Origin of the sequence: Mesorhizobium sp. M0045 (assembly GCF_040323385.1) — a bacterium.
Taxonomy (GTDB): domain Bacteria; phylum Pseudomonadota; class Alphaproteobacteria; order Rhizobiales; family Rhizobiaceae; genus Mesorhizobium.
Genome location: NZ_JAMYUY010000007.1, coordinates 62,666 through 77,341, shown reverse-complemented (window position 1 = coordinate 77,341; position 14,676 = coordinate 62,666). Strand labels below are relative to the sequence as shown.

17 protein-coding genes and 1 riboswitch are annotated in these 14,676 nt (G+C 63.7%); of the genes, 5 read left to right on the top strand and 12 right to left on the bottom strand.

What is annotated here, in order from left to right; all coding sequences use genetic code 11:
- Nucleotides 1-244 precede the first annotated feature (244 nt).
- Together NKJ72_RS13810 and NKJ72_RS13805 are read left to right on the top strand one after the other, a co-directional pair.
- Nucleotides 245-628: a RidA family protein gene (locus tag NKJ72_RS13810; RefSeq protein ID WP_352477574.1), complete on the top strand. Its 384-nt coding sequence runs from the start codon at nt 245-247 to the stop codon at nt 626-628.
- A 224-nt stretch (nt 629-852) separates the two neighbouring features.
- Nucleotides 853-1,656, top strand: a complete 804-nt coding sequence (locus NKJ72_RS13805; protein ID WP_352477573.1) for a creatininase family protein — start codon at nt 853-855, stop codon at nt 1,654-1,656.
- 62 nt (nt 1,657-1,718) lie between these two features.
- On the opposite strand, the gene NKJ72_RS13800 is transcribed toward NKJ72_RS13805, so the two are convergent.
- From NKJ72_RS13800 to cobD, 3 genes are all read right to left on the bottom strand, one after another.
- Entirely contained in the window at nt 1,719-2,873 is a 1,155-nt protein-coding gene (locus tag NKJ72_RS13800) for a serine hydrolase domain-containing protein (protein ID WP_352477572.1), read from the bottom strand.
- Between the two features lie 118 nt (nt 2,874-2,991).
- Nucleotides 2,992-3,495, bottom strand: coding sequence for a tyrosine phosphatase family protein (locus tag NKJ72_RS13795; RefSeq protein WP_254818138.1), 504 nt, complete (start codon nt 3,493-3,495; stop codon nt 2,992-2,994).
- Nucleotides 3,492-4,550 carry a threonine-phosphate decarboxylase CobD gene (cobD, locus tag NKJ72_RS13790; protein WP_352477571.1) on the bottom strand — a complete coding sequence of 353 codons (1,059 nt, stop codon included), beginning with the start codon at nt 4,548-4,550 and terminating at the stop codon, nt 3,492-3,494. Before cobD ends, NKJ72_RS13795 begins: the two co-directional genes overlap by 4 nt.
- Between cobD and cbiB the strand changes: the two genes are divergently transcribed.
- A complete protein-coding gene (cbiB, locus tag NKJ72_RS13785; RefSeq protein ID WP_352477570.1) occupies nt 4,549-5,520 on the top strand; it encodes an adenosylcobinamide-phosphate synthase CbiB in 972 nt (323 codons plus the stop codon). The genes cobD and cbiB overlap by 2 nt on opposite strands.
- A gap of 297 nt (nt 5,521-5,817) precedes the next feature.
- Here cbiB and cobO read toward each other — a convergent pair whose 3' ends face one another.
- The 5 genes from cobO to NKJ72_RS13760 form a co-directional block, all read right to left on the bottom strand.
- Nucleotides 5,818-6,450, bottom strand: coding sequence for a cob(I)yrinic acid a,c-diamide adenosyltransferase (gene cobO, locus NKJ72_RS13780; protein ID WP_352477569.1), 633 nt, complete (start codon nt 6,448-6,450; stop codon nt 5,818-5,820).
- A 1-nt stretch (nt 6,451) separates the two neighbouring features.
- Complete coding sequence (cobU, locus tag NKJ72_RS13775; protein WP_352477568.1) at nt 6,452-6,973, bottom strand: bifunctional adenosylcobinamide kinase/adenosylcobinamide-phosphate guanylyltransferase; 522 nt, start codon at nt 6,971-6,973, stop codon at nt 6,452-6,454.
- Nucleotides 6,966-7,748, bottom strand: a complete 783-nt coding sequence (locus NKJ72_RS13770; RefSeq protein WP_352477567.1) for a CbtA family protein — start codon at nt 7,746-7,748, stop codon at nt 6,966-6,968. Before NKJ72_RS13770 ends, cobU begins: the two co-directional genes overlap by 8 nt.
- A 15-nt stretch (nt 7,749-7,763) precedes the next feature.
- On the bottom strand, nt 7,764-7,943 hold the full coding sequence (locus NKJ72_RS13765; RefSeq protein WP_023676561.1) for a CbtB domain-containing protein: 180 nt from the start codon (nt 7,941-7,943) through the stop codon (nt 7,764-7,766).
- 36 nt (nt 7,944-7,979) lie between these two features.
- Nucleotides 7,980-8,177: riboswitch (cobalamin riboswitch) on the bottom strand.
- Nucleotides 8,178-8,365: 188 nt separating this feature from the next.
- On the bottom strand, nt 8,366-9,565 hold the full coding sequence (locus tag NKJ72_RS13760) for an MFS transporter (protein ID WP_352477566.1): 1,200 nt from the start codon (nt 9,563-9,565) through the stop codon (nt 8,366-8,368).
- 247 nt (nt 9,566-9,812) lie between these two features.
- Between NKJ72_RS13760 and NKJ72_RS13755 the strand changes: the two genes are divergently transcribed.
- Together NKJ72_RS13755 and NKJ72_RS13750 are read left to right on the top strand one after the other, a co-directional pair.
- Nucleotides 9,813-10,811: a heparan-alpha-glucosaminide N-acetyltransferase gene (locus NKJ72_RS13755; protein WP_352477565.1), complete on the top strand. Its 999-nt coding sequence runs from the start codon at nt 9,813-9,815 to the stop codon at nt 10,809-10,811.
- A 16-nt stretch (nt 10,812-10,827) separates the two neighbouring features.
- Entirely contained in the window at nt 10,828-11,334 is a 507-nt protein-coding gene (locus NKJ72_RS13750; protein WP_352477564.1) for a methyltransferase family protein, read from the top strand.
- 19 nt (nt 11,335-11,353) lie between these two features.
- On the opposite strand, the gene NKJ72_RS13745 is transcribed toward NKJ72_RS13750, so the two are convergent.
- The 4 genes from NKJ72_RS13745 to NKJ72_RS13730 all read right to left on the bottom strand — a co-directional run bounded on the left by NKJ72_RS13745 (nt 11,354) and on the right by NKJ72_RS13730 (nt 14,425).
- Nucleotides 11,354-11,740 (bottom strand): MerR family transcriptional regulator, encoded by a 387-nt coding sequence (locus NKJ72_RS13745; RefSeq protein ID WP_254818129.1) that lies wholly within the window; start codon nt 11,738-11,740, stop codon nt 11,354-11,356.
- A 140-nt stretch (nt 11,741-11,880) separates the two neighbouring features.
- Entirely contained in the window at nt 11,881-13,278 is a 1,398-nt protein-coding gene (gene mgtE / locus NKJ72_RS13740; protein WP_302895619.1) for a magnesium transporter, read from the bottom strand.
- A 350-nt stretch (nt 13,279-13,628) separates the two neighbouring features.
- Nucleotides 13,629-14,111 carry an SRPBCC family protein gene (locus NKJ72_RS13735; RefSeq protein ID WP_254818127.1) on the bottom strand — a complete coding sequence of 161 codons (483 nt, stop codon included), beginning with the start codon at nt 14,109-14,111 and terminating at the stop codon, nt 13,629-13,631.
- Nucleotides 14,108-14,425: an ArsR/SmtB family transcription factor gene (locus NKJ72_RS13730; RefSeq protein ID WP_352477563.1), complete on the bottom strand. Its 318-nt coding sequence runs from the start codon at nt 14,423-14,425 to the stop codon at nt 14,108-14,110. The genes NKJ72_RS13735 and NKJ72_RS13730 overlap by 4 nt, the downstream gene beginning before the upstream one ends.
- Nucleotides 14,426-14,676 lie beyond the last annotated feature (251 nt).

Below are 14,676 nucleotides of genomic sequence, written 5' to 3'. Positions count from 1 at the left end.
GAAGGCCGGACGGGTCATGCTGTACGAAAGGCATCGTGCCTATTTTTTGATCGCCTGTCCACAATCGCCCTCGTGACATGCACCGCCATCTTGATGCCCGTATCGATCCCGCATTAGAGCGACGTGCGTCCACTTGGACGCACAAAGTACGCTCTAAAACTTCGTATCCTGTCGCATCGTGCTTTCCGAAAATCGATCTCGATTTTCGGGCCGATGCGATAGGCTGCCGTGAACGGAGATTGCCATGTTCAAATTTCTCACGCCGAAGTCGATCAAGCCGCCCTTCGCCCGCTACAGCCACGGCGTCGAGCTGCCGCCCGGCAAGCGGCTGGTGCTGTGTTCGGGCCAGGTCGCGATCACAGCGGACGACCAGATCCCGGAAGACGCCGGCGCACAGGCTGAGCTCTGTTTCCAGAACATATCGGCGATTCTCCGCGAGGCCGGGCTCAGCCTGTCCGACATCGTCCGCATCAACGCCTACGTCACCGACCGCGCCTTCCTGCGCCCCTATATGGAGGTTCGCGACCGGCTGTTCGCCAGCCCTGCGCCGGCCTCGACGCTGATGATCGTTTCAGGTTTTGCCCGGCCGGAATTCAAGGTCGAGATCGAGGTCATCGCGGCGGGTTGAGCAGCACTGGCCAGCGGCTGGAATCGACAGGCCGATGATCTCAAGTTACACGACAAAGGTTGGCGCTGCCCCTCATCCGCGTGCCGGCACCTTCTCCCCGTGTAGTGACGGGGAGAAGAGCGAGCCGGAACGCTGGCGATCCCCCTCTCCCCCGTCCTTCACGGGGAGAGGCTAAGGGTGTGAGGGGCAGCGCAAACGTCCATTCAGTCTCTTCGAGGTTCAAAATGGCCGGAACAAAAAAGCGCGTATGGTGGGGTGACTACCGGACCACCGAATACGCGACCATCGATCCTGAGGCGACCATTGCCGTTCTGCCGCTGGCAGCGATCGAGCAGCACGGGCCGCATCTGCCGGTTTCGACCGACACCTCGATCATGAACGGTATGCTGGAAACGGTGATCGCCCGCCTGCCCGGCGATCTCGACATCCGCATCCTGCCGGTGCAGGCGGTAGGCAAGTCGAACGAGCACCTGCATGCGCCCGGCACCCTCACCCTGCCGGCGACGACCTTGGTCGAGGCATGGACCGAACTCGGCCTGTCGGTCGCGCGCGCCGGCGTCCGAAAACTGATTGTCGTCAACTCGCATGGCGGCAATGAAGAGATCATGGGCATCATCACCCGCGAATTGCGCGTGCGGGCAAAGATGCTGGCGGTAAAGACCAGCTGGCAGCGCTTTGGCCGGCCGGCCGGTATGTACACCGATCTCGAAGACCGCCACGGCATTCATGGCGGCGACGTCGAGACCTCGCTGATGCTGCATTTCCGGTCCGACCTCGTCGATATGGCCAAGGCCGACAATTTCGTGTCCAAGGTTGCCCGCGCCGAAAAGGAATTTTCGCTGCTGCGCCACACCGGAACGCACGCCTTCGCCTGGATCGCCAGCGATCTCAACCCGAATGGCGTGGTCGGCGACGCCAGCATTGCCACCGCCGAAAAAGGGCGGCTCACCGCCGAGCATCAGGCCGACGGCTTCATCGGCTTGGTGAGGGACGTGCGCAAGGCCAAGCTGGCGGATTGGCTGGCGTAGGTGTTCGATCCCACCAGCTCAGGCCTCGCTCACGAGGGGCGATTCCATTCGCGCGAGGATCCTCACTTCCCCTCTTGAAGCGGCGACACCGTGTAGATTTCGTCCAGTATCTTCACCATCAAGGTGTTGGCGGTCGCCTGGCCGTCGAGCGCGAGCGTCAGGTTGGTCCATATGACCAGGGTGACGTCATTGGCCGGATCGTAGCCCATGAAGGACTGGTAACCGGGCATCTCGCCTTCGTGATAGTAGATTACGTTAGGCCCGAAGGTCAGCGTTAGGATGCCATAGCCGTATTTTTGCATGGCGGGTTCGCCCGGCTCCGGCGCCACAGGGCTTGCAAGCCACTGCCGCTGGAAGTCGGCATTGAAGAGCTTGCCCCCGACCAGCGCGCGCATCCAGGTCGCGAGGTCATCGGCGGTGGAGATGACTCCGCCAGCCGCAAAGTAGGCGGACGGGTTCTGCCATGTGTCGTCGTTGGGCTTGAGCGTTCCGGCCCTGGCCGCAGCCTGGAGGTCGTCCGGATAGGGCGCATCAGCCAGGGCGTACGAAGTACTGCCGTAGAGGTAACCGTTTGAGTATGGTTCGGGGATGGCGTTCGACGTGCTCGGCGGCAACGCCGTGTTCTTCATGCCGAGCGGCCCGAACAGGCGGTCCCGGAAGATGGTCGAGAGCGGCTTGCCGTCGATCTTCTCGGCAACAAGGCCGAGCAGATAGTAGTTGGTGTTGTTGTACTCGAATTCGGCACCCGGCGCGAAGTCCGGCGGCCGTTTGAACGCCATGCCGAGTACTTCATCGGCGGTCCATACCCTGTAAGGATACTTGTCCAGGCTTTCGGCAAGTTCCGGTGCATTTGTGAAGTTAGGGAGGCCGCTCCGCATTGTTATGAGCTGCCGAATGGTTATCTCGTCGCCGTTGGGAACGCGCTGGACGTATTTCGAGATCAGATCGGCAAGGCTCAGTTTGCCTTCCTGCACCAGTTGCACGATAACAGCGGCGGTCATCGTCTTGGTGTTCGAGGCCGCACGGAAGTGGGTATCGGCGCGTGGCGGGTTCGTGGCACCCAGTTCAGTCGTACCGTAGCCGAAGACGAGGTTGCCCCGCGGAGTCTTGAGCAAAACCATAGCACCGGGCAGCATAAGTTCCTTGGCCAAACCCTCGACAGTGGCTTGGAGCGCTGCCAGGTCGATCGACTTGAGAGCCGGCATGGAGGCGGCCATGGCGCTGCCTGTCGTGCAGACCACGCCAACAACGATGGCCAAAATTCTCCCGATCATCATTCGCCCCTTGGCCGTGTCCTAGAACTCCTGCGCACTTTCCTGGAACTTGTTTTTAGGCTCAGATTTTCAATTCGAACGGTGTGCCTTCGAAAGCATCCGCGCCGCGCCCGATCGCCTGGATCGCTTCGATCATCCGGCCCCTGCGATCGAGCAGCGTGTCGGCGATCGCGATCAGCCGCGGATTGGGTGTCGCCGTCGGCGACAGCCTGCGCAGAGTCTCGGCCAACTCGGCCTCGTCGCGCTTCGGCGCCAGCGCTGCCGCGATGATATAGGCCGAGGCGGTCGAGCGGCTGATGCCGGCATAGCAATGCACCACCAGCGGCCGCGAGCGGTCCCATTGGCGGGCGAAATCGAGCAGGGTCACAACGTGCTCCTCGCCCGGCATGGTCATGCCCTCCTGCGCCACCGCAATGTCGTGCATGACCAGATGCAGATGGTTTTCCCTGGTGATCGAGGCCGGTCGCACCACCTCCGTTCCGGCGGCGAGCAGCGAAAGCAGCCGCCCGGCGCCGGTCTTCGCTACCGTTTCCTCGACTTTGGACAGCGAGCAGACATGGATCATTGGGTCGTTTCTCCCTTGGCATCATCGTCGCGCCGCGAGGCCCAGCCGGCAAGTGCGGATTCGAGCCGCCGCCATTCTTCGTCGGCTCCCGGCAGGCCGGCGCGCAGCACATCCGGCCGGCCGGCGAAATGCCGAAGCAGGATGCCGCGCTGGCCAAGCGCCGAAAACAGGCCGGCAGCGTTCGCCAGCCTGAGATAGCGGAACAGCGTGGTGCCACCGGCGACAGGCACGCCGAAGCGGCCGAACAGCGTGTCGAGCCGTGCGGCGTTCTTGGCCAGACGGCGCCGCATCCCGGCCTGCCAGCCGGTGTCGGCAAGCGCCCTTATGCCATATTCGAGCGCCGGCCCGGCAACCGCCCATGGCCCGAATTGCGCCTCCAGCCGCTCGACCATCAGCGCGTCGGTCAATGCAAACCCAAGCCGCAGGCCGGCCAGGCCGAAGAACTTGCCGAACGAGCGCAGCACAACGATGCCGCCCTGGTCGACGTCGCCGGCCAGGCTCTCGCTGCGCGGGCCGACATCCATGAAGGCCTCGTCGACGACCAGCAGCCCGCCTCTGGCGCCTAATGCCCCGGCAAGTCGAAGCAATCTTTCGCGCTCGACGACGCGCCCGTCCGGGTTGTTTGGATTGACGACGATCGCAAGGTTGGCCGCCGCCAGGGCTTCGAAATCATCGACTTCAGCCGCCGCGTGGCCGGCGATCGCTGCTGCCCGCCGATGCTCGGCATAAGTCGGCCCGAGCACCAGCGCCTTGCCCGGGCTGACCAGCGAAGCGACGCGCGGCAACAGGATTTGCGTGCCGGGCGCCGCCGCGACGTTCGCCGCCGACGGCGCGCCATAGGCGCTTGCCGCGAGTTCAGCCAAGTCGCGGCTGCGCGCCGTTTCCGGCAATCGCGACAGGGCGGTGGCGGGCAAATCGAAAAGCGGGTAGGAGTGCGGATTGATCCCGGTCGAGAGGTCGACGAAAGGCAGCGGCGCGTGAGGGAAAAGCGCCCTCGCCCGGCCAAGGCTTCCGCCGTGGTCCACTGTCGCCGTCACCCCATCAAGAGACTTCATGTCGATCCTGATCACTTTCCTGTCGCTGGCCATCGAACTTGTACTCGGCTACCCGGCCCGGCTCTTCGATGCCATTGGCCATCCCGTCACCTGGTTCGGCAGGCTGATATCCTTTCTCGACCGCAGGCTCAACCGCGCCACTGATTCCGACGCCGACCGTCGCCGCTGGGGCGTCGTCGCGCTGCTGGTAATCGTGCTGGTGCCGGCCGCCCTCGCCTTCTGGATCGAAGCCATGCTTTGGAGCATTCCCCTCGGCTTGTTGATCACCGCAATCCTGGCGACGTCGCTGCTGTCGCAGAAGAGCCTTGCCGAGCATGTCGAAGCGGTGGCCGACGCACTCGACAGCGGCGGACTGGACATGGGCCGCATTGCCGTCTCCAGGATCGTCGGTCGCGATCCGGAAAAGCTCGACAGGGCCGCTGTCTGCCGCGCAGCGATCGAAAGTCTTGCCGAGAATTTCTCCGACGGCGTCGTCGCGCCGGCCTTCTGGATCGGTATTGGCGGGCTCGCCGGCGGCGCCGCCTACAAGGCCGCAAACACCGCCGATTCGATGATCGGCCACCGCACTCCGCGCCACGAAGCCTTTGGCTGGGCGGCTGCGCGCTTCGACGACTGGATCAACCTGCCGGCGTCGCGGCTGACGGCGCTGCTGATCGTGCTTGCGGCTTTCCTGGTCAAGGGCGCCGACGCCAAAGCCGCCTGGCACGCCGTGCGGCGCGATGCGAAAAAACACCGCTCGCCCAATGCCGGCTGGCCGGAGGCAGCGATGGCCGGCGCGCTCGGCCTGGCGCTCGCCGGCCCCCGTTCCTACGACGGCGTGATGGTCGAAGACGCGTTGATGGGCGAGGGCGGCCGCCGCGACGATGTCGAGAGCACCGACGTCCGACGGGCGCTGAAACTCTACCAGGTCGCCGACTTGCTGCTGATTGCGCTGTTCGGGGTGGTCGCAGTGGTTGTTATCTTGGCGTGACCTGCGCTCGAGATCGACGGAAACAAAAAACCCGCCAAGCGGCGGGTCGTTGGAGCCAATTAGCACCATAGCGAAATTAATAGCATAGCTGCCGGCACAAAGCAAGAACAAAATAGGGCAACGCCTCAAATAATCGGTTCAGGTCGGCGCTGCCCCTCAGCCTTACCTCCCCGTGAAAAGACAGGGAGAGGGAGATCGCCAGCGTTGCGGCTAGCTCCTTGTCCCCGTCCTTCACGGGGAGAAGTCGCCGGCAGGCGATGAGGGGCAGCGCTGACCTTGACAAACCAGCAACACCCCTCAGAACTCAATCCCCTGCTGCGCCTTCACGCCGGCGGAGAAGTGGTGCTTGGTCACGGCCATCTCGGTGACCAGGTCGGCCGCCTCGACCAGTGCCGGCTTGGCGTTGCGGCCGGTGACGACGATATGCAGGCCTTCGCGGCGTGACTTCAGCGCCGCGACCACCTTTTCGAGGTCGAGATAGTCGTAACGCAGCGCGATGTTCAACTCGTCGAGCACCACCAGGCTGATCGACGGTTCGGCCATCAGCTCGAGCGCCTTCGCCCAGGCGGCCTCGGCCGCCGCGATGTCGCGTTTCAGGTCCTGCGTCTCCCACGTAAAGCCCTCGCCCATGGCGTGCCAGAGGACACGGTCGCCGAAGGCGGCAAAGGCGTCCTTCTCGCCGGTGTGCCATTTGCCCTTGATGAACTGGACGACGCCGACACGCTTGCCGTAGCCGAGCATCCTGAGCGCCAGACCGAAGGCGGCCGTGGTCTTGCCCTTGCCCGGCCCGGTGTTGACGATCAACAGCCCCTTCTCGACCGTCTTGGCTGCAACCTCGGCGTCCTGCACCGCCTTGCGCTTGGCCATCTTGGCGCGGTGGCGTTCCTCGTCCCCCTGTTCAATGGTCTTGGGATCGATAGTATCAGCCATGTCATTTCACCTTGAGCGGCAGCCCCGCCACCATCAAAAGCACGGTGCCGGCGACCGCCGCGACGTCCTGGTTCAGCCGGCCGGCGGCATCGCGAAACCGTCTTGCCAGCGCATTGTCCGGCACGATGCCCTGGCCGACTTCGTTGGACACCACGAACCACGGGCCGCGCGGCCGCGACAGCACATCGGCCAGCCTTCGGCATTCGGCCTCGACATCATGGTCCGCCAGCATATGGTTGGTCAGCCACAGCGTCAGGCAGTCGATCAGCACCGGCTGGCCGTCGGGCAGTGCCTTGATCGCGCCGGTAAGGTCGAGCGGCGCCTCGATGGTCGTCCAGCCATCGCCTCGCCGCGAGCGGTGCAGCGCGATGCGCTGACGCATCTCCTCGTCATAGGCTTGCGCCGTGGCGACATAGCTCCACGGCGCCGGACAGGCGCTCACCAGCCTCTCGGCATGCGCGCTCTTGCCGGAGCGCGCACCGCCGATGACCAGGGTCAGCGCCCCGGCAGCGCGGTCAGGCAAAGCTGTCGCGCAGGCTGGTTGCCGCGCCGGTGAAGCGTCCGCGCACCAGCCCGACGACCATACCGAGCACCAGCCAGAACACCAGATTGGTCAGCGTCACCGCCACCACGAACTGATGATGCAGCCCTTCCGGGATCGCCGTCTCGAAACTGTCGGGCTGCGGCGCGCCGACAATATGCGGCGCAACGATCAACGCCACGGCAAGGATCGCCAGCGGCAGCGATCTGCGGAAGGCGATAAGGCCGAGACCGGCCGCTGTCGCCAACACTGTTGCCCACCACCAGATCTGGCGTTGGACAAGGTCGGCCGCCGGCATCGCCGGCAGTTCCGGCGGCAGGCCGAGGCCGGGCGCCAGCGTGAACACGGCAAAGCCGGCCAGCCCCCAGAACAGGCCCTGGCGCCAATTGCCGATGCCGCCGGCGAACTCCGAAACCGCGACCAGGACCAGTGCGAAGCCAATGCCGGTGACGATATTGGCAACGACGCTGAAGCCAAAGCGCTCGAAGCCGTCGGCCGGCGCCCAGCCTTCGTCTTCAGCCGGAGCCATTGCTTCAGCCGGTGCCGGCGCGGCGCTGCTCATAGCCATCGTGCCCGCTGCGTTTTCGGCCGGTGTCGCAGGTGCCGCGGCATGGTCATGGCCGCCGCCGGCCTGTTCGTAGACTTCCGCTTTCAGGATGAGCGGCACCGTGGCGTAGGCCTGCATGCAGGCGAGAACGACGCCGGCCACAAGCCCTGCGATCGCCGCGATGAACACGACGTTGCGAAACAGTGTCATGATGTCAGCCCCTTGTCAGTGGCAGGGAAAGCCCATCGAGTGGCGATAGTCGTGCGCGGCATTGTGGACCGCATCGATATGCGAAAAGCCGACAAAGCCCATGACGAAAATGCCGAGGAATGCAGCAAGCGCCAGCTGCATGAGACGCGACTGCGAGGAGGCGGAAGCGCCGAGCGAAACGGAAGCGGTATTCATGTCTTGTCCTTTCGCCCTCCACCCGAGGGCATAGAAGTCAGTTTCCTGTCGCCGGCAGGTCTCCTGGCTCGCGGATCAGCACCCTTCCCCACCTTCCCGAAGGCGAACCTTCAGTGGCATATGGAGAGGACTACCGCACACAGTTGCGGGGGCAGCCACGGCATTGGGCAAACAATTTCGCCCGCACCGCATTCCCTCTTGGTTCCAAACGGAACCGACGACATCAGCGACTATAGGCAGAATCGCCGCGCCCGGCAAACCAAATTCCGCCGGATCGTGTAGCGAATGCGCCGCCTCGCCAAACCGGAGAACTGGCGCCGCAGACGTCGCGATCTGCGCGGTCAAACAGAACGGCCTGCGTTCGATGCGGCACTGCACCGCTTCCACAATTGGGTGCGCGAGCGCCATGTGGCGCTCGAACATCAAAGCGATTTGGGCAGATAGCGCCAGGTGACGAAGCCGCAGATCGCCGCCAGCAGGCCGAGTGTCGCGAAAACCGCGCCCAGGCCGAAGAACGCCAGCACCACGGAATAGACCAGAGGCGGCGTCAGCTCGGAAAAGTCGAGATAGGTGCGGTAGACCGCCGCCATCTGTGCCCGCTCATACGAGCGCACCGAGCGCATGAAGGCGGTCGAGCCCAGCGCATCCAGCGCGATGGTGAAGAAGGCACCGCAAAGCAGCAAGGCGCCGGTGATGAGCGGTGCGGCCTCGCCGACGGCGCCGGCCACCAGCAGCGTTGCCGACATCGCGAAATAGGCGAACGTCATGGTGCGCCGGCCGCCGAAACGCTTTCCTGCCCTGCCCCAGAAGATTGCCATGAACAAAAGCGCATTGCCGGCCGAAACCAAGAGGCCGCCGGCGAGCTTGCCCTCGCCGGTGATCACCATGAACAGCGGCCCGTAGACGAAGAACGTCGTCCAGAAGCAGGAGCGGCCGAAGGCGATCAGCCAGGCCAGCCTCAGCCTTGGCTGCGCGACGAAGCGGCCGATATTGGCCAGCGGATTGACCGGCCGCGTCTTGCCGGGGCGGATCGACGGGTTATCGCCAAGCCGGTAAGTCCAGAACAGCGCCAGCAAAGCCATGGCGAAGACGGCCACCGCGCCATGCGCGGCATAGATGCCGAAACGCGTGTAGAGGTAAATTCCGAGGGTCGGCCCGGCGGTCCAGGCAAGCATCGACCACGCCATGCGCAGCGACTCGGCCTGCATGAAATCGGTCTTGCGGATATGGTCCATGATGTAGAGGTTGAGCGTGATCGCCAGCGCCCCGGCGCCGACGACGCGGCAGAGCATGCCCACCACCTGGCCGACCAGCGTATGGGTGACGAAGAACAGCGAGCCGACGGCCAGCAGGCAGGCGCCGGCGGTATAGACCCAGCGCCGGGCAAAGCGGGCGATCAGCATCGGCATGAACAGCGTCGCCGACAGGCCGAGCATCGCCACGATCGTGTAGAGGATCGAAACGATCTGCTCGTTGTGCAGTATCTCATAGGCCTGGATCGGGATGACGCTGGACACGGTGGCGCGCGCGAAGGATTCGACCGCATAGAGCGAGGCGAAGGTGCGGGCATCCGCCGGCCGCAAGGCCGCAAGCCAGATCGGATGGCGCACATGGGTAGCCATTGTGTTCCCCGAAGCCGAATCGCCCGAAGCAGGGTTGGAGCACAAATCTGCCGCGGCGATTCCTGGCCGGGTAACAGGAAACCGACGCCTTCACGGCAAAAAGCGAAGCCGGCCAAAGGCTTTCCGGCTCTGGCCTAAAGCAGCCCTGATGCCGACCGTCACCAACGCGACGCAAGGCCCTGCTTCTTTTGACGGTGGCAACCGTGATAGTCGTCTTGCCGGGGCTGGAACCAAGACAGCGAGACCAATGAGCATCGACACGCCGAGCGCAGCCGTTCAGGATCAACCGAAGTCGAAGCGCATCGCCGCTATCGACATTGCACGCGGCATCGCATTGCTTGCCATGGCGAGCTATCATTTCACCTGGGACCTCGAATTCTTCGGCTACACCGATCCCGGCCTCACCGCCTTCGGCTGGTGGAAAATCTACGCGCGCTGCATCGCCTCGAGCTTCCTGTTCCTGGTCGGCATCAGCCTCTATCTCGCCCATGGCAAAAAAATCCGCTGGACCGGCTTCTGGAAGCGCTTCGCCATGGTTGCCGGGGCAGCGCTCGCAATATCGCTGGTCACCCGCATCGCCACGCCCGACGGCTTCATCTTCTTCGGCATATTGCACGAGATCGCGCTCGCCAGCTTGCTCGGCCTGGCGTTCCTGCGGCTGCCGGCGCTGCTGACGCTTGCCGTGGCGGCCCTCGTTATCGCCGCGCCTTTCTACTTGCGATCCGAGCTTTTCGATCATCCGGCTTTGTGGTGGGTCGGCCTGTCGGCGACCAACCCGCGCTCCAATGACTACGTTCCGCTGCTGCCCTGGTTCGGCGCCGTGCTTGCCGGCATCGCGGTTACCAAGCGCGCCGCCACCTCTGGCGCACTGACGCGGCTGTCGGCCTTGGCGCCCGGCCGCTGGGCAAACCCGCTGGTCTTCATCGGCCGGCACAGCCTTGCCTTCTATTTGATCCATCAGCCGGTGCTGATCGGCTCGGTCTGGCTGTTTTCGCAATTCATGCCGGCGCAGGCCGAAACCAGGGAGGTGAGTTTTCTGAAATCCTGCCAGATATCCTGCCAGCAGGCACGCGACACCGAGTTCTGCTCCAGCTATTGTGCCTGCATGCTGGACACTCTCCAGGGCGAAGCCTCGCTTGACCGGCTCTACAGCAACGACCAGTCCCTGGAGTGGAAGGCGCATATTGGCGAGCTCGCCGGCACCTGCACCGCCCAAACCGAGGCGGCGGAACCGGGAACGCGCTAATCGAGGGAGGACAATGATGAGCGACAGTCACCCGAAACCCGTGCAGCAAAATCCTGGGCAGCCGAAGCTGGGGCACATCCCATGGCCGCCGCTGATCTATATCGCCGCCATCATCGTCAGCGTCGCGCTAGGGCTGTTCTATCCGCTGCCGTGGATCGGCGATCTTCTCGGCGACATCCTGTTCGCCGCCGGCCTTGTGGGATTGGTGGCGGTTGCCGCGCTCTGGTTCACGGCAATTCGCGCCATGATCCGCGCCAAGACGACGCTCAACCCGAACGGCGTGCCTGACCATCTGGTGACCACCGGACCCTTCGCCGTCAGCCGCAACCCGATCTACCTCGCCAACACATTGCTGCTGGTCAGCCTCGCCTTTGTCACGGGGATCGCCTGGTTCCTGCCGCTGGCGGTCATCGCGGCGTTCCTGACGCAGAAGCTGACGATCGAGAGCGAGGAGAAGGTGCTGACCGCCAAATTTGGCAAAAAGTACCGGGACTACGCCAAAAGGGTGCGGCGCTGGGTTTGAGCCGAGGCTGACACCGCGCCTATGTGGTGACGCCGAGTTCCACCAGCCGCTCGACGCAGGATTCCTCGGCCTGGTCGAGTTCGGCCAGGGTCTCTTCGAGGTCGCGGCGTTTCTGGCGCAAATGCTCGCGCTTTTCCTCGATTCGCTTGATCATCAATTTGAGTTGGCCGACCTCGCCGGGCGGCTCCCTGTACATCTGGATGATTTCGCGGATCTCGTTGATCGAGAAGCCGAGCCTCTTGCCGCGCATGATCTGGCGGATCAGATGCCGGTCCGATGGCCGGAACAGCCGGGTGCGGCCGCGCCGTACCGGCTGCACCAGCCCTTCGTCCTCGTAGAAGCGCAACGTCCGCGTCGACACGTCGAATTCGCGGGTCAGTTCCGTGATCGAATAATATTCCCGCATCGTCACTCCAATGCCCCGGCCACGCCGCGAGTTCCAACTGGCCGGCGCCGCCGGCGCCCAGGCGCGTAACCAGAATCGGCGGACAAGGCACCTTCCAAAGCCTCGCACGGCATTTACGTAAAAGTCAATTGAGGTGCCGTTCAGCGCACGCCGAACCACCATGTGGCGAGCCCGAGAAAGGCAAAGAAACCGACGACATCGGTGACCGTGGTGACGAAAACCGCCGAAGCCACAGCCGGGTCGATCTTGAAGCGGTCGAGCAGCAGCGGGATAAGGATGCCCGCCAGAGCCGCCACGAACATGTTGATGATCATCGCAGCAGCGATGATGCCGCCGAGATTGCGATCGTGGAACCAGGCAGCAGCCACGAGGCCGATCAGGATGGCGAAGATGATGCCATTGATGAAGCCCACCCCGATTTCGCGGCGGATGATGCGGCCGGCATTGTAGATGTCGAGGTCCCTGGTCGCCAGCGCCCGCACCGTGACCGTCATGGTCTGCGAGCCGGCATTGCCGCCCATGCCGGCGACGATCGGCATCAGCACCGCCAGCGCCACGATATGCTCGATGGTGCGGTCGAACAGGCCGATCACCGAAGCCGCCAGGAAAGCCGTCAAAAGATTGACCAGCAGCCAGGGCACGCGCGAGCGCGAGGTCGAAAAGATGCTGTCCGAGAGTTCTTCGTCGCCGACGCCGCCCATGCGCAGCAGATCTTCCTCGGCCTCCTGCTGGATGACGTCGACGACGTCGTCGATGGTCAGCACGCCGACCAGCCGCTCGTTCTCGTCGACGACGGCGGCGGACAGAAGATCGTATTGTTCGAATTCGCGTGCCGCCTCCTCCTGGTCCATGGTGGCCGGGATGGCATGCCTGGTCTCATGCATGACCTCTTCGACCTTGACCGAGCGCTTGGTGCGCAGGATCTGGTCGAGGTCGATGGCGCCGAGCAGCTTGAAGCTCGGATCGATGACGAAGATCTGGCTAAAACGGTCGGGAAGGTTGTTGTCCTCGCGCATGTAGTCGATGGTCTGGCCGATCGTCCAGAAGGGCGGCACCGCGACGAACTCCGTCTGCATGCGGCGGCCGGCGGTCTCTTCGGGATAATCGAGCGAGCGCCGCAGCCTGATCCGCTCGGTAAACGGCAGTTGCGACAGGATCTCGTCCTGGTCCTCCTGGTCGAGGTCTTCGAGAATGTAGACGGCATCGTCGGAATCGAGATCCTGCACCGCCTGGGCGATCTGCGCATTGGGCAGACTGTCGACGATGTCGCGGCGGATCGCCTCGTCGACCTCGGTCAGCGCGGAAAAATCGAAATCCTTGCCCAGCAATTCGACCAGCGCGCGTCGCTGTTCCGGGTGCAGGGCCTCGAGCAGATGACCGAGTTCCGACTGGTGCAGATCGTCGACTTCACGCTTCAGCGTCAGCGTATCGCGATCGGCGATCGCGGCACCGATCTGGGCGAGAAACGACGACAGGATGACGCCGTCCTCGTCATAGATGTCGGCGCGGCGCTCCTCGACGGCCCTGGCGCCGGTCATCTGTTCGTCCTGGCCTTCCACCAGCGCCTCCCGCCATTGGATTTCCGGATAAGGTGCCTGTCAGGTCTAACGCATGACCCTGACAATCGGAATCGATTTTGCGAAAGGACCATGCGCAACGGCAAATTGCTACAGCGCCGTTCGCGCGTCCAAACGACGCAACGCATACCGGATGGTAGGAGGAGAGGACGTTCTACAAACCTGCGGCGCTGCAAAACCTTCGCGGCGCCAGGTAAAGGGCAGCGTATCTCCCCGCCCCAGTCAACCAGATGGGGAGATCGACACTGATTCAAAACGGCGAGGCCGACAGTGCGAGGGCCTCGCTGGTATTGGACTGGAAGGCTTCCCGATCAGGCGGCGTGGCGCTTGGCCTCGGCCGCATAGCGGTCGAGGAGACCGCTCCAGCCACCCTCGGATTCGAAGGCCTCGCGCATCGCCTCTGCGGTTTCGCCCATGTTCTCCAGAAGCCTGTGCTCGAGTTCCACACGCGTCGCGTTCTCGCCGAGCGCGACAAAGCGGATCTCGACTTCGGTCAGCAGTGCCGGATCGTAGCGCCAGCCGGCTCCAATGCGCCAGGCGAGTGTCAGCCTTGACGGCGGATCCCAGGCGAGAACCTCGCCCCAATCGCATTGTGACCCATCCTCGCCAATCTCGTACCAGCGGCCGCCGGCTTTCGGTTCGATCACCGCGGTCGTCAGGGCGGATTTGCCGATCGAGTGCGAAGCCGGCCACCAGCGCCCGAATCCTGTGGTGAACACATCGAATGCCTTGTCGAGCGGCACCTCCACGGTCACCGACTTCCTGACCGGCGCGGGCTTGATCATGGTCGTCATTTCCTCTTCTCCTTGCTGTTGTCGACTTCCCGTTTGAAGGCGTCGAGCGCATCGCCCCACATGCGGTCGAGCCAGGCGCGCATCTCGCCAAGTCCATGCGGGTCGAGATGATAGATGTTGCTGGCACCTTTCGGCTCTGCGCGGACCAGCCGGGCTTCCTTCAAAACCTTGAGGTGCTGCGATACCGCCGGCTGCGAGACCGGAAGCACTCGCGTCAGATCGATGACCGAGCGTGGCCGATCGGCGATGAGCTCGAACACCTTGCGGCGTGTCGGATCGGCCAAGGCCATCATGCCTGCATAATCATAAACCATGACTTATGATAAGCTAAAACTTATGATACGTCAACGGGAGGCGGCAGGCGCGTTAAGCACCAGCCAGCCAGTTCGGTTTCCAGCCCCCGGGCAATCCCTTCACGCAGGGGCTTGGACAGCAAATGCGGATGCAAGATTACAGGGAAACAATCCGTCGCATGCGAGCCGGCGGCAAATGTCGACCACCGGGGAAAAGTAAACCTGGCGGCAAGGTTTTTACCTTATCGGTATATGTGTCTCTCCGGCGAAAC

Coding starts and splice junctions, on each gene's coding strand:
- NKJ72_RS13810 (WP_352477574.1), top strand. CDS start 245: ATGTTCAAATTTCTCACGCCGAAGTCGATCAAGCCGCCCTTCGCCCGC.
- NKJ72_RS13805 (WP_352477573.1), top strand. CDS start 853: ATGGCCGGAACAAAAAAGCGCGTATGGTGGGGTGACTACCGGACCACC.
- NKJ72_RS13800 (WP_352477572.1), bottom strand. CDS start 2,873: ATGGCCGCCTCCATGCCGGCTCTCAAGTCGATCGACCTGGCAGCGCTC.
- NKJ72_RS13795 (WP_254818138.1), bottom strand. CDS start 3,495: ATGATCCATGTCTGCTCGCTGTCCAAAGTCGAGGAAACGGTAGCGAAG.
- cbiB (WP_352477570.1), top strand. CDS start 4,549: ATGTCGATCCTGATCACTTTCCTGTCGCTGGCCATCGAACTTGTACTC.
- cobD (WP_352477571.1), bottom strand. CDS start 4,550: ATGAAGTCTCTTGATGGGGTGACGGCGACAGTGGACCACGGCGGAAGC.
- cobO (WP_352477569.1), bottom strand. CDS start 6,450: ATGGCTGATACTATCGATCCCAAGACCATTGAACAGGGGGACGAGGAA.
- NKJ72_RS13770 (WP_352477567.1), bottom strand. CDS start 7,748: ATGACACTGTTTCGCAACGTCGTGTTCATCGCGGCGATCGCAGGGCTT.
- NKJ72_RS13765 (WP_023676561.1), bottom strand. CDS start 7,943: ATGAATACCGCTTCCGTTTCGCTCGGCGCTTCCGCCTCCTCGCAGTCG.
- NKJ72_RS13760 (WP_352477566.1), bottom strand. CDS start 9,565: ATGGCTACCCATGTGCGCCATCCGATCTGGCTTGCGGCCTTGCGGCCG.
- NKJ72_RS13755 (WP_352477565.1), top strand. CDS start 9,813: ATGAGCATCGACACGCCGAGCGCAGCCGTTCAGGATCAACCGAAGTCG.
- NKJ72_RS13750 (WP_352477564.1), top strand. CDS start 10,828: ATGAGCGACAGTCACCCGAAACCCGTGCAGCAAAATCCTGGGCAGCCG.
- NKJ72_RS13745 (WP_254818129.1), bottom strand. CDS start 11,740: ATGCGGGAATATTATTCGATCACGGAACTGACCCGCGAATTCGACGTG.
- mgtE (WP_302895619.1), bottom strand. CDS start 13,278: ATGACCGGCGCCAGGGCCGTCGAGGAGCGCCGCGCCGACATCTATGAC.
- NKJ72_RS13735 (WP_254818127.1), bottom strand. CDS start 14,111: ATGACGACCATGATCAAGCCCGCGCCGGTCAGGAAGTCGGTGACCGTG.
- NKJ72_RS13730 (WP_352477563.1), bottom strand. CDS start 14,425: ATGGTTTATGATTATGCAGGCATGATGGCCTTGGCCGATCCGACACGC.